Annotated in this window: 22 protein-coding genes; 15 read left to right on the top strand and 7 right to left on the bottom strand. The window is 71.0% G+C overall.

The annotated features are described in order from the left end of the window. The first annotated feature begins 138 nt into the window (after positions 1–138). From MNOD_RS21860 to MNOD_RS48200, 14 genes are all read left to right on the top strand, one after another. Positions 139–1,521 carry an IS1182-like element ISMno9 family transposase gene (locus tag MNOD_RS21860; RefSeq protein ID WP_012631264.1) on the top strand — a complete coding sequence of 461 codons (1,383 nt, stop codon included), beginning with the start codon at positions 139–141 and terminating at the stop codon, positions 1,519–1,521. A 238-nt stretch (positions 1,522–1,759) separates the two neighbouring features. Beyond that, a complete protein-coding gene (locus MNOD_RS21855) occupies positions 1,760–4,483 on the top strand; it encodes a bifunctional acetate--CoA ligase family protein/GNAT family N-acetyltransferase (protein WP_015931141.1) in 2,724 nt (907 codons plus the stop codon). Positions 4,484–4,740: 257 nt separating this feature from the next. After that, positions 4,741–5,145 carry a 30S ribosomal protein S6 gene (rpsF, locus tag MNOD_RS21850; protein WP_015931140.1) on the top strand — a complete coding sequence of 135 codons (405 nt, stop codon included), beginning with the start codon at positions 4,741–4,743 and terminating at the stop codon, positions 5,143–5,145. A gap of 2 nt (positions 5,146–5,147) precedes the next feature. Then, positions 5,148–5,396, top strand: a complete 249-nt coding sequence (rpsR, locus tag MNOD_RS21845) for a 30S ribosomal protein S18 (RefSeq protein WP_015931139.1) — start codon at positions 5,148–5,150, stop codon at positions 5,394–5,396. A 105-nt stretch (positions 5,397–5,501) separates the two neighbouring features. Further along, positions 5,502–6,461 (top strand): DUF2232 domain-containing protein, encoded by a 960-nt coding sequence (locus MNOD_RS21840; protein WP_015931138.1) that lies wholly within the window; start codon positions 5,502–5,504, stop codon positions 6,459–6,461. A 56-nt stretch (positions 6,462–6,517) separates the two neighbouring features. Continuing rightward, positions 6,518–7,087: a 50S ribosomal protein L9 gene (gene rplI / locus MNOD_RS21835; RefSeq protein WP_015931137.1), complete on the top strand. Its 570-nt coding sequence runs from the start codon at positions 6,518–6,520 to the stop codon at positions 7,085–7,087. A gap of 330 nt (positions 7,088–7,417) precedes the next feature. Continuing rightward, positions 7,418–8,905: a replicative DNA helicase gene (locus MNOD_RS21830; protein ID WP_015931136.1), complete on the top strand. Its 1,488-nt coding sequence runs from the start codon at positions 7,418–7,420 to the stop codon at positions 8,903–8,905. Between the two features lie 156 nt (positions 8,906–9,061). Then, on the top strand, positions 9,062–10,174 hold the full coding sequence (gene alr / locus MNOD_RS21825) for an alanine racemase (protein ID WP_015931135.1): 1,113 nt from the start codon (positions 9,062–9,064) through the stop codon (positions 10,172–10,174). Positions 10,175–10,364: 190 nt separating this feature from the next. Beyond that, positions 10,365–11,798: a DNA repair protein RadA gene (gene radA / locus MNOD_RS21820; RefSeq protein WP_015931134.1), complete on the top strand. Its 1,434-nt coding sequence runs from the start codon at positions 10,365–10,367 to the stop codon at positions 11,796–11,798. Between the two features lie 231 nt (positions 11,799–12,029). Then, the gene (locus MNOD_RS21815) at positions 12,030–12,626 is read left to right on the top strand and encodes a CvpA family protein (protein WP_015931133.1); all 597 of its coding nucleotides are present in this window, start codon (positions 12,030–12,032) and stop codon (positions 12,624–12,626) included. Between the two features lie 174 nt (positions 12,627–12,800). After that, a complete protein-coding gene (gene purF, locus MNOD_RS21810) occupies positions 12,801–14,303 on the top strand; it encodes an amidophosphoribosyltransferase (RefSeq protein ID WP_015931132.1) in 1,503 nt (500 codons plus the stop codon). A 6-nt stretch (positions 14,304–14,309) separates the two neighbouring features. Next, entirely contained in the window at positions 14,310–15,074 is a 765-nt protein-coding gene (locus MNOD_RS21805) for an SDR family NAD(P)-dependent oxidoreductase (protein WP_015931131.1), read from the top strand. Between the two features lie 74 nt (positions 15,075–15,148). Beyond that, the gene (locus MNOD_RS21800) at positions 15,149–15,556 is read left to right on the top strand and encodes a dihydrofolate reductase (protein WP_015931130.1); all 408 of its coding nucleotides are present in this window, start codon (positions 15,149–15,151) and stop codon (positions 15,554–15,556) included. 23 nt (positions 15,557–15,579) lie between these two features. Then, on the top strand, positions 15,580–15,750 hold the full coding sequence (locus MNOD_RS48200; protein WP_015931129.1) for a hypothetical protein: 171 nt from the start codon (positions 15,580–15,582) through the stop codon (positions 15,748–15,750). Between the two features lie 79 nt (positions 15,751–15,829). Here the strand turns inward: MNOD_RS48200 and der are convergent, their stop codons facing one another. The 3 genes from der to MNOD_RS21785 all read right to left on the bottom strand — a co-directional run bounded on the left by der (position 15,830) and on the right by MNOD_RS21785 (position 18,726). Further along, entirely contained in the window at positions 15,830–17,173 is a 1,344-nt protein-coding gene (der, locus tag MNOD_RS21795; RefSeq protein ID WP_015931128.1) for a ribosome biogenesis GTPase Der, read from the bottom strand. Positions 17,174–17,304: 131 nt separating this feature from the next. Then, the gene (locus MNOD_RS21790) at positions 17,305–18,015 is read right to left on the bottom strand and encodes a tetratricopeptide repeat protein (protein ID WP_015931127.1); all 711 of its coding nucleotides are present in this window, start codon (positions 18,013–18,015) and stop codon (positions 17,305–17,307) included. Between the two features lie 117 nt (positions 18,016–18,132). Further along, positions 18,133–18,726, bottom strand: coding sequence for an NnrU family protein (locus tag MNOD_RS21785; RefSeq protein ID WP_015931126.1), 594 nt, complete (start codon positions 18,724–18,726; stop codon positions 18,133–18,135). A 98-nt stretch (positions 18,727–18,824) separates the two neighbouring features. Here MNOD_RS21785 and MNOD_RS21780 point away from each other — a divergent pair, with 98 nt between their 5' ends. Beyond that, positions 18,825–19,985: a hypothetical protein gene (locus MNOD_RS21780; protein ID WP_015931125.1), complete on the top strand. Its 1,161-nt coding sequence runs from the start codon at positions 18,825–18,827 to the stop codon at positions 19,983–19,985. Between the two features lie 459 nt (positions 19,986–20,444). On the opposite strand, the gene MNOD_RS21775 is transcribed toward MNOD_RS21780, so the two are convergent. From MNOD_RS21775 to infB, 4 genes are all read right to left on the bottom strand, one after another. Continuing rightward, on the bottom strand, positions 20,445–20,882 hold the full coding sequence (locus tag MNOD_RS21775) for an acyl-CoA thioesterase (RefSeq protein ID WP_015931124.1): 438 nt from the start codon (positions 20,880–20,882) through the stop codon (positions 20,445–20,447). Next, on the bottom strand, positions 20,875–21,882 hold the full coding sequence (gene truB / locus MNOD_RS21770) for a tRNA pseudouridine(55) synthase TruB (protein WP_015931123.1): 1,008 nt from the start codon (positions 21,880–21,882) through the stop codon (positions 20,875–20,877). Before truB ends, MNOD_RS21775 begins: the two co-directional genes overlap by 8 nt. 108 nt (positions 21,883–21,990) lie before the next feature. Continuing rightward, positions 21,991–22,398 (bottom strand): 30S ribosome-binding factor RbfA, encoded by a 408-nt coding sequence (rbfA, locus tag MNOD_RS21765; protein WP_015931122.1) that lies wholly within the window; start codon positions 22,396–22,398, stop codon positions 21,991–21,993. A 161-nt stretch (positions 22,399–22,559) separates the two neighbouring features. Continuing rightward, entirely contained in the window at positions 22,560–25,487 is a 2,928-nt protein-coding gene (infB, locus tag MNOD_RS21760; protein WP_015931121.1) for a translation initiation factor IF-2, read from the bottom strand. Between the last annotated feature and the right edge of the window lie 135 nt (positions 25,488–25,622).

Below are 25,622 nucleotides of genomic sequence, written 5' to 3'. Positions count from 1 at the left end.
ACAGCAAAAGCCTGAGCGGACGAAGCGGTGGCCCGCCACCGCTTCGTCCGCTCAGGGCGGATTCTGTTGAAAAACTCCGCTGTTGCGGCGGTAGTCGCGGGGTGATTCACTCCTGTCGAAAGACGGAGATCGAAGCAGATGATGGGACCTCGGCAAGTCGAGCAGGGCGCCCTGTTTTACGAGTTCTCGCTCGATACCCACGTACCCGCCGACCATCTCCTGCGCGCCATCGACCGCTTCGTCGACCTGTCGGGCCTACGCGCGCACCTGCGTCCCTTCTACAGCACCACGGGTCGGCCTTCGGTCGATCCCGAGCTGATGGTTCGCATGCTGCTCGTCGGCTACTGCTTCGGCATCCGCTCCGAGCGCCGTCTGTGCGAGGAGGTGCATCTCAACCTCGCCTACCGCTGGTTCTGCCGGCTCGGGTTGGATGGCGCGGTGCCCGACCACTCGACCTTCTCCAAGAACCGACACGGTCGTTTCCGTGACAGCGACCTGCTGCGCGAGGTGTTCGAGACCACCGTGCAGCGCTGCATCGAGGAGGGGCTGGTCGGTGGCGAGGGCTTCGCGGTCGATGCCAGCCTGATCCGGGCCGATGCCAACAAGCAGCGCTCCGCAGACGCCTCCGAGGCCGTCGACTGGAACGATCTCGCCCGGATCCGCCGGTCGGTGCGCGAGTACCTCGACACCCTCGACGAAGCCGCCTGGGGAGCAGCGAGCGAGGTCCAGCCGAAGTTCGTCTCCCGCTCCGACCCGGCGGCGCAGTGGACGGGCGCGCTGAAGGGCCATGCCTTCTTCGCCTACGCCACCAACTACCTGATCGACCTCGACCACGCCGTGATCGTCGATGTCGAGGCCAGCCGCGCCATCCGGCAGGCGGAGGTCGGGGCAGCCCGCACCATGATCGCGCGCGCGCAGGACCGCTTCGGGCTGTGGCCGGCCCGGCTTGCGGCCGACAGTGCCTACGGGTCGGCCGAGCAGCTCGCTTGGCTCGTGCACGAGCGCGGGATCGAGCCGCACATCCCCGTCTTCGACAAGTCCGAGCGCCGCGATGGCACCTTCAGCCGGTCAGCCTTCACCTACGACCCTGCAGCCGATGCCTACACCTGCCCGGCCGGCCACCCATTGCGGCCACGCCAGAAGGTCTATCGGACGCCGTTCCCGCTCGTCGACGACGATGGCATGATGCGCTACCGGGCCAGCAAGCGCGACTGCGACGCCTGCGCGCTGAAGCCACGATGCTGCCCCACCACACCCGCCCGCAAGATCCCGCGCTCGATCCACGAAGGCGCCCGGCAGATGGCGCGCGACATCTGCGCCTCGGAGGAGGGCCGCACCTCGCGGCGCGAGCGCAAGAAGGTCGAGATGTTGTTCGCCCACCTCAAGCGAATCCTGAAGCTGGATCGGCTGCGGCTGCGGGGTCCGAACGGGGCCCGGGACGAGTTCCACCTCGCCGCAGCGGCCCAGAACCTCAGGAAGCTCGCCCAGCTGATCCCGCTACAGCAGCTGAGCCCGGCCTGATCGGCCGGGATCCCCCTCATGTTGGATCGGCTCGCTCAGCCGATCGGTGCTCGATCCAGATCGCCCGCGAGTTTTTCAACGAAATCGGCGCATGCCGGCCTTAACCAGGTGCCCTCGGCCCGGCTTGAGAATGCTGCAGTGCAGCACAATCTTCGCAACGCCATCCAGATCTGGACGGCCGGATCTCGTGCCCCGCTGCCCCCCGGCAGCACGATCGCCTCTTCGAGGAGCCGCCCCGATGAGCACCTACCGCTTCGACCGGATCCTCTCCCCCCGCTCCGTCGCGCTCGTGGGCGCGAGCGCAAGGCCGGGCACCTTCGGCGCCGCCATCCTGCGCAACCTGCGCGAGGCGGGTTTTCCTGGCGCCATCTGGCCGGTGAATCCGCACCACGCGCAGATCGGGGACCTGCCATGTCTTCCCTCGGTGACGGAGCTGCCGGAGCCCGCCGACCTCGTCGTCGTGGTCTCGCCCGCCGAGACGGTGCCGGGGGTGGTCGCGGCGGCCGGCGCCCGCGGATGCGGCGCCGCGGTGATCGTCACGGCGGGCCTCGGCGCGGGCGAGGGCTCGGCCGCCGAGGCGGCCCGCCGGGCCGCGCGGGCGCACGGCCTGCGCCTGCTGGGGCCCGAATGCATAGGGCTCGCGATCCCGGCCGCGCGGCTCAATGCCAGCCTGCTCGCGCACATGCCCCCGAAGGGCGATCTCGCGCTGATCGCCAAGTCGCGCACCGTGGCAGCCGGCATCGCCGAATGGGCGGTCGGGCGCGGCTACGGCTTCTCCGGCGTGGTCTCGCTCGGGCTCGCCCTCGATGTCGACATCGCGGATTGCCTCGACCATTTCGCCGCCGACCGCGGCACGCGCGCCATCCTGCTTCACCTGGAGGCGGTGAAGGACGCACCGAAATTCATGTCGGCGGCCCGCGCGGCCGCCCGTGCCAAGCCCGTGGTGGTCCTGCGCTCGGGCCGGCACGAGACCTGCCGCGCGGATGGGCGCCCCGTCACCCACAGCGGCACCCTGGCCAAGCCGGATGCGGTCTACGATGCCGCCTTCCGGCGCGCCGGTCTGCTGCGCGTCACCGCCCTGCAGGAGATGTTCTCGGCGGTGGAGACCCTGGGGCGGCAGCGGCCCTTTCCCGGCAAGCGCCTCGCCATCGTGGCGAACGGGCGGGGCGTCGGCGCCCTGGCGGTGGACCGTCTCGCGGATCTCGGCGGCATGCTCGCCTGCCCCTCGGACGAGACGCGGGAGCGGCTCGATGCCGCCCTGCCCTCGACCGGACTCGCGCCGGCCGCCTGGACCAATCCCCTCGATCTCGGGGCCGATGCGGACGGCGCACGCTACGCCGCCGCCCTCGACGCGCTCCTCGCCGACCGGGAGAACGACGCCGTGCTCGTCATCAACGTGCCGACCGCGCTCTCCGACGGCCAGGCGGTGACGGGCGCCGTGGCGGAAGCGGTGCGGCGCGGCCGCCGCGCGAGCTTCCGGGCGAAGCCCGTCTTCGCCGTCTCGGTCGGGGACACCGCCGCTTCCACCAACACGCTCGGGATTGCGGGCATTCCCCACTTCGCCACCGATACGGAGGCCGTCGAAGGCTTCATGCACCTCGTGCGCTACCGCGAGGCGCAGGACAACCTGATGAAGACGCCCGATTCGCTGCCGAAGGATTTCTCGCCGGACGTGCCGGCGGCGCGGGCGATCGTCGAGGCCGCGGTCCGGGAGGGGCGCACCTGGCTCGATCCCCGCGAGGTGGCCGGGCTCTTCGCCGCCTACGCGATCCCGATGCTGCCGGTCCATTTCGCCGCCGATGCCGATGCGGCCGCGACGGCCGCATGGCCCGTGATCGCGGCCGGCGGGACGGTGGCGCTCAAGGTGGTCTCGCCCGACATCGTGCACAAGTCGGATATCGGCGGGGTCCATCTCGACCTCACCAGCGAGGCCGCCGTGCGCGAGGCCGCAGCCGAGATCCTGGCGCGGGCCGCCCGGGACCGGCCCGACGCGTCCGTGACCGGCTTCGTGGTGCAGCCGATGCTGCGCCGCCGCAAGGCCCGCGAGCTGATCGCGGGGCTCACCGACGATCCGGTCTTCGGCCCCGTGGTGGTGTTCGGCCGGGGCGGCACGGCGGTCGAGGTGATCGACGACCGGGCGCTCGCCCTGCCGCCCCTCGACCTGCGGCTCGCCGCCGAGCTGATCGGGCGCACCCGCGTCTCGCGCCGGCTGAAGGCCTACCGCGACGTCGCGGCGGCGGACGAGCGCGCCATCGCCCTCGTCCTCGTCAAGATCGCCCAGCTCGCCGCCGACCTGCCGGAGGTGCGCGAACTCGACATCAACCCGCTTCTCGCCGACGAGACCGGCGTGATCGCGGTGGATGCCCGCGTGGCGGTCGCGCCGCCCGGGGCCGCCCCGCGCCATGCCCGCCTCGCCGTCCGGCCCTACCCGACCGAATGGGAGCGCCGGATCGCCCTCGATGCCTTCAGCGTCTTCATCCGTCCGGTCCGGCCGGAGGACGAGGGGATCTTCGAAGAGTTCTTCAGGCACGTGAGCGAGGCCGACCTCAGGCTGCGCTTCTTCGCGCCGGTCCGCGATTTCAGCCATGCCTTCCTGGCCCGGCTCACCCAGCTCGACTACGCCCGCGCCATCGCCTTCGTCGCCATCGACGACGAGACCGGCGCGATGATGGGCGCGGTCCGCCTCCATGCGGATGCCAACCACGAGTCGGGCGAATACGCGATCATGATCCGCTCCGACCTCAAGGGCGTCGGGCTCGGCTGGGCGCTGATGGGCCTGATGCTCGACTGGGCGCGGGCCGAGGGCATCCGCCATGTGGAGGGCCAGGTGCTGCGCGAGAACACCACGATGCTCGCCATGTGCCGCAAGCTCGATTTCGACGTGCGCACCGATCCGTCGGATCCGGAGGTGATGCTGGTGCGGCTGGACCTCGACTCGCCGCGGCCGGAACCCGAGGCGTGAGTCACCCTTGCCCTTCGCCGAAAACCTGCTATAGGGCGCGCCTCGCGTTCGCTCCGGCCGGGGGCTGAACGGACGGTGCCGCCTGCCGGCATGTGGGGCCGCAAGGCCCCGGCGTCCCGTGTCTCCGCCTTCGAACAACCGCTCGGGCCTTGCTTGCAGGCTCGAAGGGCTTGGCGCCGTGCGACGCGACCGAGAACCGGCCCGACCGCCAGACTTTAAGTCCGGCGCGACGGCTCCACTCCGACGAAAGGCCCACCATGGCTCTGTACGAGCACGTGTTCCTGGCGCGCCAGGACGTGACCTCGCAGCAGGTCGAATCGATGATCGACACCTACAAGGGCGTCATCGAGGCGAACGGCGGCAAGGTCGAGAAGACCGAGATGTGGGGCGTGAAGTCCCTCGCCTACCGCATCAAGAAGAACCGCAAGGCCCATTTCACGCTCCTCAACATCGACGCGCCGCCGGCGGCGCTCGCCGAGATGGAGCGGCAGATGCGGATCTCGGAGGACATCCTGCGCTTCCTCACCATCCGGGTCGAGGCGCTGGAGACCGAGCCCTCCGCCATGATGCAGAAGCGTGACCGCGACGAGCGCAAGGACCGCGAGCGCGGCCGGCGCCGGGACGAGGACGGCTTCAGCGGCGACCGGAACGAGGAGAACTGATCATGGCCTTCGGTGCTGGTGGCGGTGGCCGCCGTCCGTTCTTCCGTCGGCGCAAGACCTGCCCGTTCTCGGGCCCGAACGCCCCGAAGATCGACTACAAGGACGTGAAGCTGCTCTCCCGCTACGTGTCGGAGCGCGGCAAGATCGTTCCCTCCCGCATCACGGCGGTGTCGGCCAAGAAGCAGCGCGAGCTCGCCCAGGCGATCAAGCGCGCCCGCTTCCTCGGCTTCCTGCCCTACGTGATCCGCTAGGCCGGATCCTGTTCCTGAACCCGGCGGTCACGAGGCCGCCGGGGTCGTTGGGGTATGAGACGCCCCTAACCCTGCCGCAACGGCAGCGGGACAGCGGATGGATTGATGGCTTCTTCCCTCGGCATCGGCGTCGTCGCCGGCCTCGCCTCGGCGCTCCTCATCGGAGTGATCGTCACCGCGACGCCGCTTGCGCTCCTCCTCTACCTGCTGGCGCCGCTGCCGATCGTCATCGTGGCGCTCGGCTGGAGCCATCGGGCGGGCCTCGTCGCCGCCGCGACCGGAACGGTCGCGCTGATGCTCGCCGCCTCGCCGCTGCGCGGCCTCGCCTTCCTGGTCTCGACCGCGCTCCCCGCCTGGTGGCTGGGCTACCTCGCCCTGCTCGGGCGGCCGGCGGCCGGCGGCCCGCCGAGCACCCTCGAATGGTATCCCCTCGGCCGGCTCCTCGCCTGGACCGCGGCGACGGCGGCCGTGGCGATCATCCTCGTGGTGATGCTGTCCTCCGGCGACCACGCGGCCTACGAGGAGCGCATCCGCCGCATCGCCCATGCGGTAATGCAGATCGAGATGCAGACCGTGCAGCCGGGCGGCGCGCCGCCTCTGCCCGAGGCCGATCTCGCCCGGGTCGCCGACCGCCTCGCCCGCATCGCACCGGCGGTGATGGGCGTGACCTTCACGCTGCTCCTCGTCTTCTATCTCTGGGCGGCCGGCCGCATCGTGCACCTGTCCGGCCGCCTGCCCCGGCCCTGGCCGGACATCCCAGGCACCATGATGCCGCGGCGCATCCTCTGGGGGCTCGCGGCCGCCGTCGCGCTGACATTCGCACCGGGCTTTGCCGGCACCTTCGGGATCGGCCTCGTCGGCGCGCTCTGCGCCGCCTTCGCGCTGCAGGGGCTCGCCGCCATCCACGACCGCAGCCGCGGCCGGCCCGGACGCGCCCCGCTCCTGATCGGCCTCTACCTGCTGGTCCTCCTCACCCAGGGGCTTGCACTCGCGGCCCTGACGCTGTTCGGGCTCGCCGACACGCTCTTTTCCCTGCGCCGCCCGGCGGAGGTGCCGACGCCCTGACTCCGCGCCCCGAAGGGCGCGCATCCTTTCTCCCATCCTCAGAAGGAGTGACGACGATGGAAGTGATCCTGCTCGAACGCGTGGCCAAGCTCGGCCAGATGGGCGAGACCGTGAAGGTCCGCCCGGGCTTCGCACGCAACTACCTGCTCGCCCGCGGCAAGGCCCTGCGCGCCACGGAGGCGAACAAGAAGCGATTCGAGGACCAGCGCATCCAGCTCGAGGCCCGCAACCTGGAGCGCCGCAACGAGGCGCAGGCCGTGGCCGAGAAGCTCGACGGCCAGAGCTTCGTGCTCATCCGCCAGTCCGGCGAGACGGGCGTGCTCTACGGCTCGGTCTCGACCCGCGACCTCGCCGAGGTGCTGACGCAGAACGGCTTCACGGTCGGGCGCGACCAGTTCAGCCTCAACCAGCCGATCAAGACGCTCGGCCTCCACACCGTCCCGGTGGTGCTGCACCCCGAGGTCGAGGTGACGGTGACGGTCAACGTCGCCCGCAGCCCCGAAGAGGCAGAGCGCCAGGCCCGCGGCGAGTCGACCGTCGTGCGCGATGAGCTCGACCTGGAGGAGCTCGGCCTGGAGGTCGGCGCGGCCCTGGCCGAGGCCGGCCCGGAGGGCGAGGAGCGCTGAGTCCGTCGCCCGGGCGATTCGGTCGGGGACCGAGTCGCCCGGCAGCTGCCTGGCCGCATCGAGCGGTGCCGAGGGCAGGCGCCCGAACGGGAAAGCCGGGAGAGCGGGGACAAGCCAGCCTCCGGGCTTGACATGTTCCACTTTCGTTCCAGCATAGCGGGGTCCGATGCGCGAGCACCGGACCCCGTTCGCATTCGCCGGGCCGTGACGGGCGGGGCGCCGTGCCGCCCGGGACCGTCAAGCTTCGGTCAACCCTGCCGGTGCCATCGTCGCCGGATCGCCGAGAGGCCGCGCGCCGATTCGCGGCGCAACGACACGGAGTTTCGCCGGATGGCCATTCCCAGCACCCTGACGGCGAACCTGGAGGCCGTGACGCAGGAATACCGCGTGGCGCCCCACAACATCGACGCCGAGCAGGCCCTTCTCGGCGCGATCCTGGTCAACAACGATGCCTATTACCGCGTCTCGGACTTCCTTCTCCCCGAGCATTTCATGGAGGAGGTGCACCGGCGCATCTTCGAGGTGGCGGTCAGCCTGATCAAGGCGGGCAAGCTCGCGAGCCCGATCACGCTGAAGACCTATCTGGGCGACGCCGATCTCGGCGGGCTCACGGTGAGCCAGTATCTCGCGCGGCTCGCGGCCGAGGCCACGACGGTCATCAACGCCGAGCATTACGGGCGCACGATCTACGACCTCGCCCTGCGGCGGCGCCTGATCACGATCGGCGAGGATCTGGTGAACGGCGCCTACGAGGCCCCCGTCGAGACCTCGCCCCGCGACCAGATCGAGGCGACGGAAAGGCGCCTGTACGAACTCGCCGAGACCGGCAAGTACGACGGCGGCTTCCAGAGATTCTCGGAGGCGCTCACCGCCGCAGTCGATATGGCGGCCAAGGCCTACCAGCGCGAGGGCCGGCTCTCGGGCATCGCCACGGGCCTCTCCGACCTCGACGCCAAGATGGGCGGCCTGCAGCCCTCCGACCTCATCATCCTGGCGGGCCGGCCCGGCATGGGCAAGACCTCGCTCGCCACCAACATCGCCTTCAACATCGCCAAGGCCTATGCGGGCGAGAAGCAGCCGGACGGGACGCTGAAGACCGTGAACGGTGGCATCGTCGGCTTCTTCTCCCTTGAAATGTCGGCCGAGCAGCTGGCCACCCGCATCATCGCCGAGCAGTCCGGCGTGGCCTCCTACAAGATCCGCCGCGGCGACATCCGCCCGGAGGATTTCTACAAGATCACCGACGCCGCCCGGGACATGCAGACGATCCCGTTCTACATCGACCAGACCGGCGGCATCTCGATCGCGCAGCTCGCCGCGCGGGCACGGCGTCTGAAGCGCCAGCGCGGCCTCGACCTCCTGGTGGTCGACTACCTCCAGCTCCTGTCAGGCGCTGCCCGCAAGGGCGACAACCGCGTGCAGGAGATGACCGAGATCACCACCGGCATGAAGGCGCTCGCCAAGGAGCTGGAAGTGCCGATCATCGCCCTGTCGCAGCTCTCGCGCCAGGTGGAGGCCCGCGACGACAAGCGGCCGCAGCTCTCGGACCTGCGCGAATCCGGCTCGATCGAGCAGGACGCCGACGTGGTGCTGTTCGTCTTCCGCGAGGAATACTACGTCAAGAACAAGAAGCCGCGGGAAGGCACGGAGGAGTTCTTCGCCTGGGAAGCGGAGATGAACCGGGTCTACGGCAAGGCCGAGGTCATCATCGGCAAGCAGCGCCACGGGCCGACCGGCACCGTCGAGCTGCAGTTCGACGCCGAGATCACCCGCTTCTCGAATCTCGCGCATGGGGACCGGCTGCCGGATCAGATGTGAGGGGCGTCGATCCCGTCCGTCCCGCAGATGATGGGCGGCCGGCGGGCCCGCGGGTTTCGGTGGCAGGCAGCGCAGCCTCGCCGATCCGGCTATAAGCCGGGCGACGCGCCGCGAGACGAAACGGCCACCGACAATCTTCCATCCGGATTTGGGGCGATGACTGCGACCTCCTCTCACGGCGCCCGTCTGACGATCGACCTCGGCGCCCTTGCGGCGAACTGGCGCCGCCTCGCGGCGGAAGCCGCCGGGGCCGAATGCGCGGCGGTGATCAAGGCGGACGCCTATGGTTGCGGCATTGCGCAGGTCGCCCCCGCCCTGTGGGACGCGGGCTGCCGGACCTTCTTCGTCGCCCATCTGTCGGAGGCCGAGCGCACCCGCGCCGTCCTCTCCGACGCGACCATCTACGTGCTCAACGGCTTTCCGCCGGGCAGCGCGCCGGCCTATCGGGCGATGGGATTCCGGCCCGTCCTCGGCTCCCGCAGCGAGATCGCCGAATGGGCGCAGGCCTGCCGGTCCCTCGGCGAGCGGCTCCCGGCCGCGCTGCATGTCGATACCGGCATGAATCGGCTCGGGCTCAACCCCGCCGAGGCGATCGATCTCGCGGGCGACGCTGTGCTCGGCGCGTTCCAGCCGACGCTGCTGATGAGCCATCTCGTCAGCGCCGAGGTGCCGGGCGATGCGATCACGGCCCGCCAGATCGCCGAATTCGCGCGGGTGCGCATGGCCTACCCGGCCCTGCCCGCCTCGCTCGCCAATTCGGCAGGGATCTTTCTCGGCAAGGCCGCGCGGCACGAGATCGTGAGGCCGGGCTACGCGCTCTACGGCGGCAACCCGACGCCGGAGCGGGAGAACCCGATGCGCCCGGTGGTGCGCCTCGAAGCCGCGATCCTGCAGCTGCGCGAGGTCGCGGCGGGCGAGACGGCCGGCTACAACGCCCGCTGGACCGCGCCCGGCCCGCGGCTTCTCGCGACCCTCTCCCTCGGCTATGCGGATGGCTATCCGCGGGCGGGGTCCGGCCGCGCCGAGGCGCTGGTGGGGGGCGTGCGCTGCCCCTTCGTCGGCACGATCTCGATGGACCTCGTCATCCTCGACGTGACGCAGGCGCCGCCCGAGGCGGTGCGGCGGGGCGCGCCGGTGGTGCTGATCGGCGACGGCCTCACGCTCGACGAGGTCGGGCAGCGGGCCGGAACGATCGGCTACGAGATCCTGACCAACCTCGGATCCCGCTACGATCGTCACTATATCGAGGGATCATCCCTCTCCGCATAGGACGCGGAACCCCTCTTCCGGACGGTCGAGCGGGTCTCCGCGGCTCATCCGGCGGGTTGAGACTCTGTCAGACGCATCTGGAAGCGCCCGACGGAGGCTCAGTCTTTGATTGGTCGTATGTCCGGACGGAGAACCGGCGCCGGGGGGCCGGTGTCCGCTTCTCCTGGACAGACTCTAGCGCGAAAGACCCATGGCCAGATCCCACCAGACCTTCGTTTGCCAGTCCTGCGGGGCGGTCTACAACCGCTGGCGCGGGCGCTGCGAGGCCTGCAACGGCTGGAACACGATCGTCGAGGAAACCGGCGGGGCGAGCCCGGCGGCCGGGCCGGTGGCCACGCGGCCGAGCCGGGCGAAGGGCCGGATCTTCCCCCTCGAAGGCCTGTCCGGGGAAGTGAAGGATGCGCCGCGCACCCCCTCGGGGATAGCGGAGCTCGACCGCGTGACGGGCGGGGGCTTCGTGCGCGGCTCGGTCATCCTGCTCGGGGGCGACCCGGGGATCGGCAAGTCGACCCTGCTGATGCAGGCCTCCGCGGCGCTGGCGCGGCGGAGCGAGCGCGTCGCCTACATCTCGGGCGAGGAGGCGGTCGGGCAGGTACGGATGCGGGCCGAGCGGCTCGGCCTCGCCGCCGCTCCCGTCGAACTCGCGGCCGAGACCAATGTCGAGGACATCGTCGCCACGCTGACGCAGGGACGCCCGCCGGCACTGGCCATCATCGACTCGATCCAGACCATGTGGACCGAAACGGTCGAATCGGCGCCCGGCACCGTGACGCAGGTGCGTGGCTCGGCCCAGAGCCTGATCCGCTTCGCCAAGACCAGCGGCACGGCCGTGATCCTGGTCGGCCACGTGACCAAGGACGGCCAGATCGCGGGCCCGCGCGTCGTCGAGCACATGGTCGACGCGGTCGTCTCCTTCGAGGGCGACCAGGGCCACCATTTCCGCATCCTGCGCGCGGTGAAGAACCGCTTCGGCCCGACCGACGAGATCGGCGTGTTCGAGATGATGGATGGCGGCCTTGCCGAGGTGCCCAATCCCTCCGCCCTGTTCCTGGCGGGCCGCGACCTCGCGGCGCCCGGCACCGCGGTCTTTGCCGGCATGGAGGGCACCCGCCCGCTCCTGGTCGAGATCCAGGCCCTGGTCGCCCCCTCGGCGCTCGGCATGCCGCGGCGCGCCGTGGTGGGCTGGGACCCGAACCGGCTCTCCATGGTTCTGGCGGTGCTCGAAGCCCATGCGGGCATCCGCCTCGGCACGCACGATGTCTATCTCAACGTGGCGGGGGGGCTGCGCATCACCGAGCCGGCCGCCGACCTCGCGGTGGCCGCCGCCCTCGTCTCGTCTCTCTCCGGGACACCGCTGCCCTCGGACGCGGTCTATTTCGGCGAGATCGGCCTCTCGGGGGCGATCCGCCCGGTGGCGCAGGCGACCGCGCGGCTGAAGGAGGCGCAGAAGCTCGGCTTCGCCCGGGCGCTGATGCCGCAGGGCCGCGGCGATGGCGGCGAGCGCGGCCTCCCGGCCGAATCGCTGCGCCACATCACCGACCTCGTGGCCGGCGTCGCCGCCGGCAAGGCCGTCGCACGCAGCCAGAAGCGGGCGCGGATGCCCGCCTATGACGAGCAGGAGTGATCCGGTTTCCGGACGATCCGTCCGGAAACCGGATCACCAAGCCCGCGCGGCGATTGAGCGGAGCCGACATCCGCATGGCGAAGCCATCGACCGGATGTCGGATGAGCGGCGGGACCAAGCCGCACAGGACCGCCCGGGTGACGGATCGGCCCCGGGAGGGTATAGGTCATATGCGGCGCGGGGCAGCCGCACCCTCACGTCAACGCCTTCCGCTCCCGGTGCGTTCCTGAGATGCCGTTCTCCGTTCTCGATCTCGTCGTCCTCGGCGTGGTGGTCATCTCGGCCCTGCTCGCCGCGGTGCGTGGCTTCACGCGCGAGGTTCTGGCCATCATCGCCTGGGTCGTCGCAGCCGCCGTAGCCTGGAAGCTCCACCCGATGCTGCAGCCCATGGTGATGCAGCACATCTCCAGCGAGACCGTGGCCCGGGTCGTCTCGATCGCAGCGATCTTCCTCGCTACGCTGCTGGTGGTGTCGATCATCACCGTGAAGATCTCGGACCTCATCCTCGACTCGCGCATCGGGGCGATCGACCGCAGCCTCGGCCTCGCCTTCGGGGCGGCACGCGGCTTCCTGATCTGCGTGATCGGCTGGGTCTTCCTCGCCTGGCTGGTCCAGGGCAAGGTTCCGGACTGGGCGCAGCAGGCGCGAGCCAGGGACATCCTCGACAATACCGGCCAGAAGCTGGTGGCGATGCTGCCGGGCAACCCGGACGAGCTGCTCAAGCAGTTCCGCAAGCCCAAGCCCGAGGTCGATCCCGGCACCGACGTTCCGGCCGAGGGCGATACGCCTCCGCAGCGCCGGACGGATGCCACCCCTGCGCGCCGGTAGCCGCTCGTCGCCTTGGCTCCGCCCCACTCCTCGCCTACATGACGGTGGCGAGACCGGGCCGGTCTGACCGGCCCGGTCACGACGTCGTGGACGAACGATCGATCGGCCTCGCGCCATCGCGCAGGGTCGGATAGCCAGGGCCGTGGCAGGACCGGCCGCGAGGGTCTTTACATCATGGCAGCACGAGCGGGTTCGGGCCGGGTCGCGTCCGCGGGCAGCGCGGATTATTCCGGCGGTCTCGACCTCGACGGCGACACGCTCCGCGAGGAGTGCGGCGTCTTCGGCATTCACGGGCATCCGGACGCCGCCGCGATCGTGGCGCTCGGCCTCCACGCGCTTCAGCACCGCGGGCAGGAGGCAGCCGGCATCGTCTCCTTCGACGGGCGGGTGTTCCATTCCGAGCGGCGGATGGGCCTCGTCGGGGATTCCTTCTCGGATCTCGCCACGATCGAGCGCCTGAAGGGCCTCTCGGCCATGGGCCACGTGCGCTATTCGACGACAGGCGAGACCATCCTGCGCAACGTGCAGCCGCTCTTCGCGGAACTCGAGACGGGCGGCCTCGCGGTCGCCCATAACGGCAACCTGACGAACGGCCTGTTGCTGCGCCGCCAGCTCGTGCGCGACGGCGCGATCTGCCAGTCGACCTCCGACACGGAGGCGATCCTCCACCTCGTGGCCCGCAGCCGCCACGTGCGCATCGTCGACCGGGTCATGGACGCGCTGCGCCAGATCGAGGGCGCCTACGCCCTCGTGATGATGACGAACAAGAAGCTGATCGGCGCCCGCGACCCGCTCGGCATCCGCCCGCTCGTCCTCGGCGAGCTCGACGGCCGCTACATCCTCGCCTCCGAGACCTGTGCCCTCGACATCATCGGGGCGCGCTTCGTGCGCGACATCGACAACGGCGAGATGGTGGTCATCGACGACGGCGGCATCCGCTCGATCCGCTTCGCGCCCGAGGCGCCGATGCGGCCCTGCATCTTCGAATACATCTACTTCGCCCGGCCGGACTCGGTCGTGAACGGCAAGAACGTCTACGCGGTGCGCAAGAGCATCGGCGTCGAGCTCGCCAAGGAAGCGCCGGCCGATGCCGACATCGTCGTCCCGGTGCCGGATTCCGGCGTGCCCGCCGCCCTCGGCTACGCGCAGGAGACCGGCCTGCCCTTCGAGATGGGCATCATCCGCAACCACTATGTCGGGCGCACCTTCATCCAGCCGACGCAATCCGTGCGCGAGCTCGGCGTGCGGATGAAGCACTCTGCGAACCGCGCGGCGATCGCCGGCAAGCGCATCGTGCTGGTGGACGACAGCCTCGTGCGCGGCACCACCTCGGTGAAGATCGTGCGGATGATGCGCGAGGCGGGCGCCACCGAGGTTCATTTCCGCATCGCCTCGCCGCCGATCACGCATCCGGATTTCTACGGCATCGATACGCCCGAGAAGGAGAAGCTGCTCGCCGCCACGCACGATCTCGAAGGCATGCGCCGCTACATCGGCGCCGATTCCCTCGCCTTCCTGTCGATCGGTGGCCTCTACCGGGCCATGGGCGAGGAGCAGCGGGATCCCCACTGCCCGCAATACACCGATCATTGCTTCACGGGCGACTACCCGACCCCGCTGACCGATCTCGCGGTCGCCTCGCCCAAGCGCATGGCGATCCTGGCCGAAGCCGACTGAGCGCCGATGTCCGACACGCCGAACCCGCAGACATCCAAGCCCCTCGCCGATCGCATTGCCGTCGTCACCGGCGCCTCCCGCGGTATCGGCCGCGCGGCGGCGCTGGCGCTCGCCGAGGCGGGCGCCCATGTCATCGCGGTCGCGCGCACGCAGGGCGCCCTGGAGGAGCTCGACGATGCGATCCGCCAGACCGGCGGTTCGGCGACCCTCGTGCCGCTCGACCTGACCGACTACGACGCCATCGACCGGCTCGGCGCGGCGATCCACGAGCGCTGGGGCCGGCTCGACATCCTGGTCGGCAATGCGGGCGTGCTCGGCCGGCTGATGCCCCTGGGGCATGTCGAGCCGAAGCTGTGGGCGAGCGTGATGGACGTGAATCTCACGGCGAACTGGCGGCTGATCCGCTCCCTCGACCCGCTGCTGCGGCGCTCGGAGGCCGGCCGGGCGATCTTCATCACCTCGGGCGCCGCGTGGAGCTGCAAGGCCTATTGGGGTCCCTACGCGGTCTCGAAGGCGGCGCTGGAAGCCCTGGTGCGCACCTATGCGGCCGAGACGGCCACGACCCCGATCCGGGCGATGCTCGTCAATCCCGGCCCCTTGCGCACGGCGATGCGCCGGGCGGCGATGCCGGGCGAGGATCCGGAGACGCTGCGCACGCCCGAGGATCTCGCGCCCCATATCGTGCGGCTGGCGAATCCCGCCTGGACGGAAAGCGGGCTGATCTACGACTTCCCCACCGACTGGGTGCTGACGCCGCAGAAGCCGGCCTGACCATTCCGAGCATCGTCGGGGTTGGCTCCGGAGCGAGCGAGCCGCTATGAGGCGCCCGGAGACGAGGGTTCGCAATGATCGACGTCAGGGCGATGTGTGCCATCGGGCAGCGGGGCCAGCTCGGCCTCAACGGACGCCTGCCCTGGGAGGGCAATACCGACCCACTCTACATCGAGGACGTGACGCGCTTCTTCGCCGAGACGCAGGGCCACGTCCTCATCGCCGGACCGAAGACGATCGAGGCGGTGCCGGATTTCGCTTACAAGGATCGCACCATCGCGGTCATCCGCTCGCACGAGGATCCGCAGGCGGTGCTCGCCCGCTATCCGGGCCGACGCATCTTCGTGGGCGGCGGCGTCGCGGTCTGGAACGTCTACGCGCCCTACATCCAGCAATGGGACATCACCCGCCTGCCCTATGACGGCGAGGCCGACCGCTGGTTCGATCCCGCTTGGCTGGTGGGGGGCAAGCTGCGAGGGTGAGATCCTGGCGGGGATCCGATTCGATGAGCGAGACGACGGACCAGTTCAAGCGCAAGCCGCGCCGCAAGCCGGAGCGCGGGCGCAGACTCACGGTCTCGGCGGAGCAGAAGGCAGCCTACGAGGCGCTGCTGCGCGAGAAGGAGCAGCGGGAGGCCTACACCAAGCACCTGCCCGCGGATGCGAAGCCGCGCTGAACCTCGGACCGTGTCCGACTGGGGACGATCACCCTGACCTGAGCTGCAGGGCCGGGACGGGGCCCCGTCGAACCGGCCCTCACTCCCCCTTGTCGAAGGGGTTCTTCGAGGTGCGCAAGGACAGCCGGATCGGCACGCCCGGCAGGTCGAAGGTGTCGCGCAGGCCGTTCACGAGGTAGCGCGTGTAGGATTTCGGCAGCACGTTGAGCTGGTTGCCGAACAGCGCGAAGTGCGGCGGGCGCGCCTTCACCTGCGTGGCGTAGCGGATCTTGATGCGCCGGCCCGAGATCGCGGGCGGCGGATTCGCCTGAACCGCCTCGGACAGCCACTGGTTGATGCGCGCCGTCGGCACCCGGCGGTTCCAGACCTCGAAGGCCGCCACCACGGCCTGCATCAGGCGATCGATGCCGTTCCCCGCGAGCCCGGAGAGCGGCACCACGGCGGCGCCGCGCACCTGCGGCAGCAGCCGTGCGGCCTTCTCCTTCAGCTCCTTCAGCAAGCCCGGCTGATCGGCGACGAGATCCCACTTGTTGAGGCCGATCACCAGCGCACGGCCCTCCTGCTCGACGAGGTCGACGATGGTGAGGTCCTGCTTCTCGAACGGGATCGTCGCATCGAGGAGCACCACCACCACCTCGGCGAAGCGCACCGCCCGCAGACCGTCCGAGACGGCGAGCTTCTCGAGCTTGTCGTCCACGCGGGCGCGCCGGCGCATCCCGGCGGTGTCGTGAAGCTTGATCCGCCGCCCGCGCCATTCCCAGTCGAGGGAGATCGAATCGCGAGTAATGCCGGCTTCCGGCCCGACGAGGAGACGGTTCTCGCCCAGCATCCGGTTGATGAGGGTGGACTTGCCGGCATTCGGGCGCCCGACGATCGCCACCTTGAGCGGCCTGTCCCCGCCGGCCTCGTCCTCCGCCTCGTCCGGCTCCGGCAGCACCTCCGCCAGCGCGTCGAGCAATTGGCCCATGCCCTCGCCATGCTCGGCCGAAACCGGCACCGGATCGCCGAGGCCGAGGCCGAACGCCTCGTAGGCCCCCGCGAGGCCGGCCCCGCCCTCGGCCTTGTTGGCGAGCAGGATCACCGGCTTGTCGGCGCGGCGAACCAGCTCCGCGAAGGGCTGGTCGGCCGGGAGCAGGCCGGCGCGGGCGTCGATCACGAACAGCACGGCATCCGCCTCGGCGATCGCCGCCTCGGTCTGGGCGCGCATGCGGCCGGCGAGCGATTCGGAATCCGCCTCCTCCAGCCCCGCCGTGTCGATGATGGTGAAGAGCAGGTGCCCGAGCCGCGCCTCGCCCTCGCGCCGATCACGGGTGACACCGGGGCGGTCATCCACGAGGGCGAGCTTGCGGCCGACGAGCCGGTTGAACAGCGTCGATTTGCCGACGTTGGGACGCCCGACGATCGCGACGGTGGGCATCGGCATGGGGAAGGTTCCTGATCGAAAAGGTCGTGACCGGCGCCGGAACGCACCGGAACCGACTCTCTATAACGTGGGAACCCCTCTCCCGTGCGGGAGAGGGGTTCCGGTCATCCTCGTTCTGCCGGCGGACGAACCTACCGCGTCACCTGCGGCGGGGGTGGAGCCGCCTGGGGCGCGGGCGTCGCGTCGCTGACCTGCACCTTTCCGCCCGCCACCAGGGCGATGTAGACCTCCAGGCGCTGGCGCAGCCCCTGGGGGGTCTCGCGGTCGGCAGCGATCTGGTCGAACCAGCGGCCGGCCCCGTCGAAATCGCCCTTCCTCAAGGCCGACAGCCCGAGCATCTCGCGGGCCGTGTGCCGGAAGGCGTTCGTCGGCGTGGCGAGCCCCTGCAGGGTGTTGAGCGCCTCCGGGTCGTCCGCGTCGAGCCGCAGCAGCGCGCCGCGCAGCCGCGCCACGTCCCGCAGGCCCTGCCCGACCGCATTGTCGTCCGCGATGGCCGCATAAGCCTTGGCGCCTGCGGCCGGTTCGACCTTGCCGGCCTCGGCCGCGGCGCGGAGCCGGGCGAGAACCCGGTAGCCTCCGGGCGCATCCGCAGCCACCGCCTCGAAGGTCTTGGCGGCATCCGCGCCCTTGTCCTTGGCGGTGCGCACGGCCTCGTCGAAGCGCCGGCTCGCCGCCTCGGCCTGAACCTGCTGCTCGTGCTGCCAGAACCGCCAGCCGCCGATGCCCAGCACGACGAGCACCGCGATCCCGATGAAGACGCCGCTGTAGCGCTTCCAGATCTCGGCCGCCCGGTCCCGTCGGTATTCCTCGTTGACCTCGCGGATGAACTCGTCTTCTTTCATCTCGGACTCGCTCGCCGGAACCGTGCCGCGCGCGCCCGCGACAGGGCGGCCCGCGTAGCACAGACGCGCCGGGAAGGCGAGCGCGCCGGAGCGGTGAGTGCGCCGGAACGGCGCCGCTCAGGCCTGCCCCGGCCAGACGGCGACGCCGATCAGCCACGGATGCAGCACCCGGGCGAAGACGAACCACGCCACCGCCCCGATGCCGACCGCAAGCGCATCGTTGCGCCAGCCCGCCGGGGCTGCCGCCGGACCCGCATGGGCCTTCACCTCGTCGCGCCGTTTGGCGCTGATGCGCGCCGCCACCGCCCAGGCGAGAATGCTGCCGAAGAGCAGGATCGAGCCGAGATCGCCATTGGCGAGGAGATGCGCCACAGCCCAGATCTTCACCCCGGCGAGCATCGGGTGCTTGAGCGTGCTGCGGATCCGCCCGGGCAGGTAGGCGGCCACGACGGCGACGAAGGCGACGAGCACCAAGACCAGGGCGAGGTGCCGCGTCCAGACCGGCGGCGACCACAGCTCGACATAGCCGTGCTGCCGGTACTGGCCGAAGCCGATGCCGATCACGATCAGCCCGGCGAGGGAGAGGAGCGAATAGCCGATCTTGTAGGGCGCTTCCCCGATCCGCTCGATCAGCCGGGCGCGGGGGCCGCGCAGCATGGTGAAGGCGTGGGTGCCGAGGAACAGCACGAGGCCGAGCACAAGGACCAGCATGGGGGTGCCACCAGGGTTTTCGGGGGAATCGGCGGCTCGCGCAAGCAAGTCGCAAGCAAGTGTCGGACAGGCTGGCGCGAAAAGTCCAGGTCGAGCCGATGCGCCTTCCCCTTCTCGCCGCGTGGCTTTGCGCCGCGGTCCTGACCGCGCCGCGGGCCGAGCCCGGCCCGCCGCTCTCGGCCCTGACGCTGCTCGGGCCGCCCCGGGTGGTGTTCCAGGCGAGCCGCGACGCCTGCGACGGACACGACGTGCCGGATGCGCCGGCCCGCGCCTTCCGGGATGCGGCGGGCTCCCTGGTCGTCTTCGGGATGCACTACCGGAACCGGGCCCTGCGCGGGCCGGACGCCGACAGCCTGAAGCTCGATTGCCGCATCGTCCTCGATTCGGGTCTCGCCGCGGAGCCCGAGCGCTACGACGACCGCAGCTGGATCACCGCCACCTGGACCGAGGACGGCCGCACGGTCCTTGCCCTCCTCCACCACGAGTACCACGCGGAGACCCATCCCGGCCGCTGCATCTCCGGCGAGACGATGGCCTGCTGGTACAACACGATCCTGGCCGCGCGCTCGACGGATGGAGCCGCGAGCTTCACGCGCGCATCGCCGCCCGTCGTGGTGGCCGCCCCTCCCTTCCGCCAGGAGGTCGAGCAGGGCCGCCACCGGGGTTTCTTCAACCCCTCGAACATCGTGCAGGACGCAGGCTACTGGTACTTCTTCGCCTCGAATACCGGCTGGGCCGGGCAGCCCTTCGGCGTCTGCCTGTTCCGCTCGGACGACCTGCGCGACCCGGGCCGGTGGCGGGCCTATGACGGGAAGGATTTCACCGCCGCCTTCCCGGACCCCTACCGCAGGGGGGCGAAGCCGGCGGGCGCCTGCAAGCCGATCGCCCCCTTCCCGGCTCCGGTCGGCTCCGTGAGCCGCCACCGCGGGACGGGCGCCTGGATCGCTGTCTTCCAGGCCGCGGCAGGCGGGATCTTCCCGCGCTCGGGCTTCTACTGGACCACCTCCCGCGACCTCCTGGCCTGGGACGAGCCGCGCCTGCTCCTCGCCGGCCCGACCCTCTACGACGATCCCTGCAAGGCGGGCGGCGAGTTGATCAGCTATCCGTCGCTCATCGACCGGGATGCGCGCGGCCGCAACTTCGACGACGTGGGCGACCGCGCGGAGCTCTACTACGCGACGCTGAGGACGAAGGGTTGCGCGATAACCTCCGATCGCGACCTCATGCGCCGGCCCGTGGCGATCAAGGTGTGGCCGTAGCATTCATCCAGGAGACGAGGACGCCGGATCCGGGGGACCGCCATCACGACCGGGTGTCCGTCGGATTCGTATGAGTTCACCACCGGCCGGGCCGACCCTGGCGGATGAAATCGCGGCAGAGCGAGTTCTTCCTTCTGGGGCAGCCAACCCGGCCCTCATGCTGAGGTGCTGGCGATCGAAGATCGCACCGCAGCGAGCCTCGAAGCACCCCTGAACGGCGCTCCGAGACACCAGTTTGGCCCGGACCACCGGTCCGGGGTGCTTCGAGGCAGCCTGCGCGATCTTCGATCGCCAGTGCGATCTGTGATCGCCCGCGCCTCAGCATGAGGAGCGGAGCGGCTGCCAAGCAGGTGTCCGGGATGGGGAAGGGCCTTCGAGTCTCTTTTGCATCCGACAGACGCGAGCCCCGCCTCTCCGAGGCAACGGCAGTTCCCCGGGCGGGGAAGGGCCGAAGGGGCGTCACGCCGCCGGGGCCGGGATCAGCAGCTGCTCGGCCGCCGCCCGCGCCGCCCCCTCAAGCGGACGCGGCCGCCGCGTCGCCGCGTCGAGAAGGACGCAGGTCGCTTCCGCCTCCCCAACCAGCCGGTCGCCCGCGGTGATCCGGTTGCGGAACCCCATCGAGGTGCGGCCGAGGCGGGCGAGCCAGGTCCCGGTGCGGACGCGGTCCGGAAAGTGGAGCTCCGCCCGGTAATCGATGACGAACCGGGCGAGGACGAGGGCGCTGCCCGGCGGCAGCACCGGCGTGATGTGCGTGGCGAAGAACTGCACCCGCCCGCTCTCGCAGAAGCCTGCGAAGACCGCGTTGTTCACGTGGCCGTTCGCATCGGTGTCGCGGTAGCGCAGGACATCCTCGGTCCAGAGGATCCGCGGATCCTCGGCGGACAGGATCTCAGCCATGGCGGGCCGCAATACCCCCGAGATGGAAGACGCGGTGAGGCACCAGCTCGCCCCGCTCCACATCGCCCACCGCCACCAGGATGCCGTTGCAGGTCGCGTAGGCCTTGCCGGCGGCCGGGGCGTCGCGCCCGCGCAGGATGACCGACTGGCCGCGCATCAGGCGCAGCGCCATGTCGCGCGAGACCGGCACGCAGGGCACCGCATCGAGCGCGGTCTCGACGGGACGCAGCACCGCCGGCACCTCCTCGCCCTGCGCGGCCTCCAGCGCCCCGATGGTGCAGGACTGGTCTTCCGCGAAGGGTCCGACGCGGGTGCGGCGCAGGGCCGAGACGTGGCCGAGGCAGCCGAGCGCACGGCCGAGATCGCGGGCGATCGCCCGCACATAGGTGCCCTTGCCGCATTCGGCCTCGATGATGGTGCGCTCCTCCGTGTGGGCCACCACCGCGAGCCGGTCGATCTGGACCGGACGGGCCACGAGATCGATCACCTCGCCGTCGCGGGCGAGGTCGTAGGCGCGCTCGCCCTGGATCTTGATGGCGGAGTAGCGCGGCGGCACCTGCTCGATCGCGCCGACGAAGCGCGGCAGCACGGCCTCCACCTCCTCGCGCGTCGGGCGCTTGTCGGAGATCGCGACCGGGCGCCCCTCCGCGTCGTCGGTGTCGGTCTCGGTGCCCCAGGTCACGGTGAAGACGTAGGCCTTCCGCCCGTCCATGACGAAGGGAACGGTCTTCGTCGCCTCGCCAAGCGCAATCGGCAGGATGCCGGAGGCCAGCGGATCGAGGGTGCCGGCATGGCCGGCCTTCTTGGCATTGAGCGCGCGCTTCACGGCAGCGACCGCATGGGTCGAGGTCATGCCGACGCCCTTGTCGAGGATGACCCAGCCGCTGATCTCGCGGCGCTTGGGCCGGTCGCCCTGCGGGCGTCCCCTTCCGCGGGGCGGCCGGCCCTCGCGCGGCGGCGCAGCCGGCATGGCCCCGGCAGCCTGGTCCTCGTGCATCATCGATCCCGTCCCCAAAAAGAGGCGGACGGCCCTGCGGAAGCCTTCCGCGCCGCCCCCTCGATCTCTTCAATGGTCGTTGAAGCGCGCCGTTTCAGGCGGCGCGGTGCCTCACTCCCCGGAATCGCGGTCCGGGCCGAGATCCCGCTGCACCTTGTCGCTGCGCAGGAGCCTGTCGATGCGCGCCGCCTCGTCGAAGGTCTCGTCGCGGCGGAAGCGCAGGTCCGGGGCGAATTTGAGGTTCACCCGCCGCGCCACCTCCTGGCGCAGCACCTTGCGATTGCGCTCCAGCGCCTCGATCACGGGCTGCTCGTCCTCGCCGCCGAGCGGCATCACGTAGGCGGTGGCGAGCTTGAGGTCCGGCGACATGCGGACCTCTGGCACGGTGATGACATGCCGGCTCAGCACCGGGTCCTGCAGGTCGCCCCGGCTCAGCACCTCCGCGATGGCGTGGCGCACGAGCTCGGCCACGCGCTGCTGGCGCTGCGTGGGGCCGGCGGATTCGGTCGGTTTGCGCATGGTCTTCAATCCGGGCTTGAACCGGGCCGCGCGCGGTCGCGCCGCGCACCGGCAGGGGTGATGCCTCGGAGCCTGAACCGACGAGCCCGAGGCGATGAGACGCCCCGGGCTCGGCAGAAAGGGGCCGCCCGGCGAGGCGGCCGAACGGCGTCAGGCGCGGATCAGAGCGTCCGCCGCTCCTCATGAACGATGTAGCACTCGATCACGTCCCGGACGCGCATGTCCTGGTAGTTCTCGAACGCCATGCCGCATTCCTGGCCGGCCGTGACCTCGCGGGCATCGTCCTTGAAGCGCTTGAGCTGCGAGAGCTTGCCCTCGTGGACGACGACGTTGTCGCGGATGAGCCGGACCTGGGCGCCGCGCTCGACGCGGCCGTCCTCGACGCGGCAGCCCGCGATCTTGCCGACCTTCGAGACGTTGAAGATCTCGAGGATCCGGGCCTCGCCGAGGCGCTCCTCGCGCAGGGTCGGCGGCAGCAGCCCCGACATCACCGCCTTCACGTCATCCACGAGGTCGTAGATGATGTTGTAGTAGCGGATCTCGACGCCGGCCCGTTCGGCGGCTTCGCGGGCCTCCTTGTGGGCGCGCACGTTGAAGCCGATCACCACCGCGCCCGAGGCCTGGGCTAGCGTGATATCCGACTCGGTGATGCCGCCCACGCCCGTGTGCAGGATGCGCGCGCCGACCTCCTCGTTGCCGAGCTTGTCGAGGGCCCCCGCGATGGCCTCCACGGAGCCCTGCACGTCGCCCTTGACGACGAGCGGAAGCTCCTTGCGGCCGGCGCCCTCCTTGAGGTCGCGCATCATGTCCATGAGCGAGCGGCCCGAGGCGGAGCCCGCCGCGGCGGCGCGCTCGCGCTTCATGCGGGCGCGGTACTCGGTGACCTCGCGGGCGCGGGCCTCGTTCTCGACCACCGCGACGCGGTCGCCCGCCTCCGGCGTGCCGTTGAAGCCGAGCACCTCGACGGGAACCGCCGGGCCCGCCTCCCGCACGTTGCGGCCGGTATCGTCGATGAGGGCGCGCACGCGGCCCCATTCGGCACCCGCCACCACGATGTCGCCGGTGTGCAGCGTGCCGCGGGCGACCAGCACGGTCGCGACCGGGCCGCGGCCGCGGTCGAGCTTCGCCTCGATCACGGTGCCTTCCGCCGAGCGGTCGGGGTTGGCGCGCAGGTTCAGGATCTCGGCCTGCAGGGCGAGGCCCTCCAGGAGGTCGTCGAGACCCTGCCTGGTTTTGGCCGAGACCTCGAATTCGAGGGTCTCGCCGCCCATCGACTCCACCTGAACGTCGTGCTGGAGGAGTTCGTTGCGCACCCGCTGCGGGTTGGCGTCGGGCTTGTCGATCTTGTTGATCGCCACGACGAGGGGCACCTCGGCCGCCTTGGCGTGGGCGATGGCCTCGACCGTCTGGGGCATGACGCCGTCATCGGCCGCCACCACCAGCACGACGATGTCCGTCACCTTGGCGCCGCGGGCGCGCATGGAGGTGAAGGCTGCGTGGCCGGGAGTGTCGATGAAGGTGATCTTGCCGCCCGAGGGCGAGGAGACCTGGTAGGCGCCGATATGCTGCGTGATGCCGCCCGCCTCGCCCTCGACGACGTTGGCGTTGCGGATGGCGTCGAGCAGCGAGGTCTTGCCGTGGTCGACGTGACCCATGATGGTCACGACCGGCGGACGCGGCTGGGTGTCCTCGTCGATATCGGGCTCGTCGAACAGGCCCTCTTCGACATCCGACTCCGCCACGCGGCGGACCGTGTGGCCGAGTTCCTCGGCGATCAGCTGGGCCGTATCCGAGTCGATCACGTCGGTGATCTTGTGGATCTGGCCCTGCTTCATGAGCAGGCGAATGACGTCCACCGCGCGCTCGCTCATGCGGTTGGCGAGCTCCTGGATGGTGATCGTCTCGGGGATGACCACCTCGCGCGACAGCTTCTCCTTCTGCTCCACCTGCCGGTGGCCGGTGAGGCGCTGGGTCCGGCGGCGGAAGGAGGCGAGTGAGCGGGTCCGCTCCTCCTCGCCGGAGGTCGCGGTCGCGATGGTCAGGCGGCCGCGGTTGCGGTCGCCGCCCGGCGATTTCGGCGTCTTCGGCGGGGTGATGATCTTCAGCGGCATGCCGGGCCGCCGGATCACCCGCTTGGTATCCGCCTCGTCGTCGGCCGCGGCCGGCGCCGGACGGCCGGAGGCCGGCCGCGCGGTCGTGGCGCCGGGCGCAGGGGTTGCGCTCGCTGCCGGCTTCGGCTCGGGCTTGGGCTCCGGCGGCTTCGGGGCCGGACGGGCCATGAAGTTGAGGTCGCGGGGCTTGCGCGCATCGGCCGTGATGACGCGGCGCGGCTCGGCGGGCGCGGCCGGACGCGCGGAAGCCGCGGGACGCGCAGGAGCCGCGGGACGCGCAGGAGCCGCGGGACGCGCAGGAGCCGCGGGACGCGCAGGAGCCGCCGGACGAGCGGGAGCGGCCGCTGGGGCGGCCGGACGCGGCGCCGGGGCCGCCGGAGCAGCAGCAGCCGGACGAGCGGCCGGAGCCGCAGGGGCTGCAGCCGCCGCGGCGGCGCGGGCCGCCTCCTCGTTCATGCGGCGCTCGGCCTCCTCGGCGGCCCGCCGCTTGCGGGCCTCCTCCTGGCGGCGGCGCTCCTCTTCCTCGCGCTTGCGGGCCTCCGCGGCCTCGCGCTCGCGGGCCTCGGCAGCCTCGCGCTCGGCCCGGCGGCGGGCCTCCTCGGCGGCGCGGCGGCGGTCCTCCTCCTCGCGACGGCGGGCATCCGCCAGGGCGGCGAGGCGGGCGCTCTGCTCCTGGTCGCTCAGGGTGCGCAGCACCACGCCCGAGCGCGCGGGCGCCTGACGCGACTCGGAGCGCGACGCCGGGGCGCTCGCGGCGGGCCGGCTCGGCGCCGGCGCGGGGGCCGTCTCCTTCGGGGCAGCCGGCGCCTGCGGGGCACCGATGACGCGACGCTTCACCGTCTCAACCACGACCGACTTCGAGCGGCCATGGGAGAAGCTCTGGCGCACGATGCCCTGCTCCACCGGACGCTTCACGGAGAGCGTCTTGGCGGGGCCAGCGTGCAGCGTCTTGTCGCCCGGATTCTTCGTCTCACTCATTCAGTTCAGATCCTGGGGGTTCTCATCGTCCCGGGATCCGGCCTCCCGGAGGCCGCCTCCCACCTGCATCCCGGGAACGGGCCCGCATCGGGCCGATCCCACTTCCTCACTCACCGGCCGTCCGGGGACCGGTCA

Source organism: Methylobacterium nodulans ORS 2060 (assembly GCF_000022085.1).
In the GTDB taxonomy this organism is placed as follows: domain Bacteria; phylum Pseudomonadota; class Alphaproteobacteria; order Rhizobiales; family Beijerinckiaceae; genus Methylobacterium; species Methylobacterium nodulans.
This window is presented reverse-complemented; position numbering and strand designations above follow the sequence as displayed.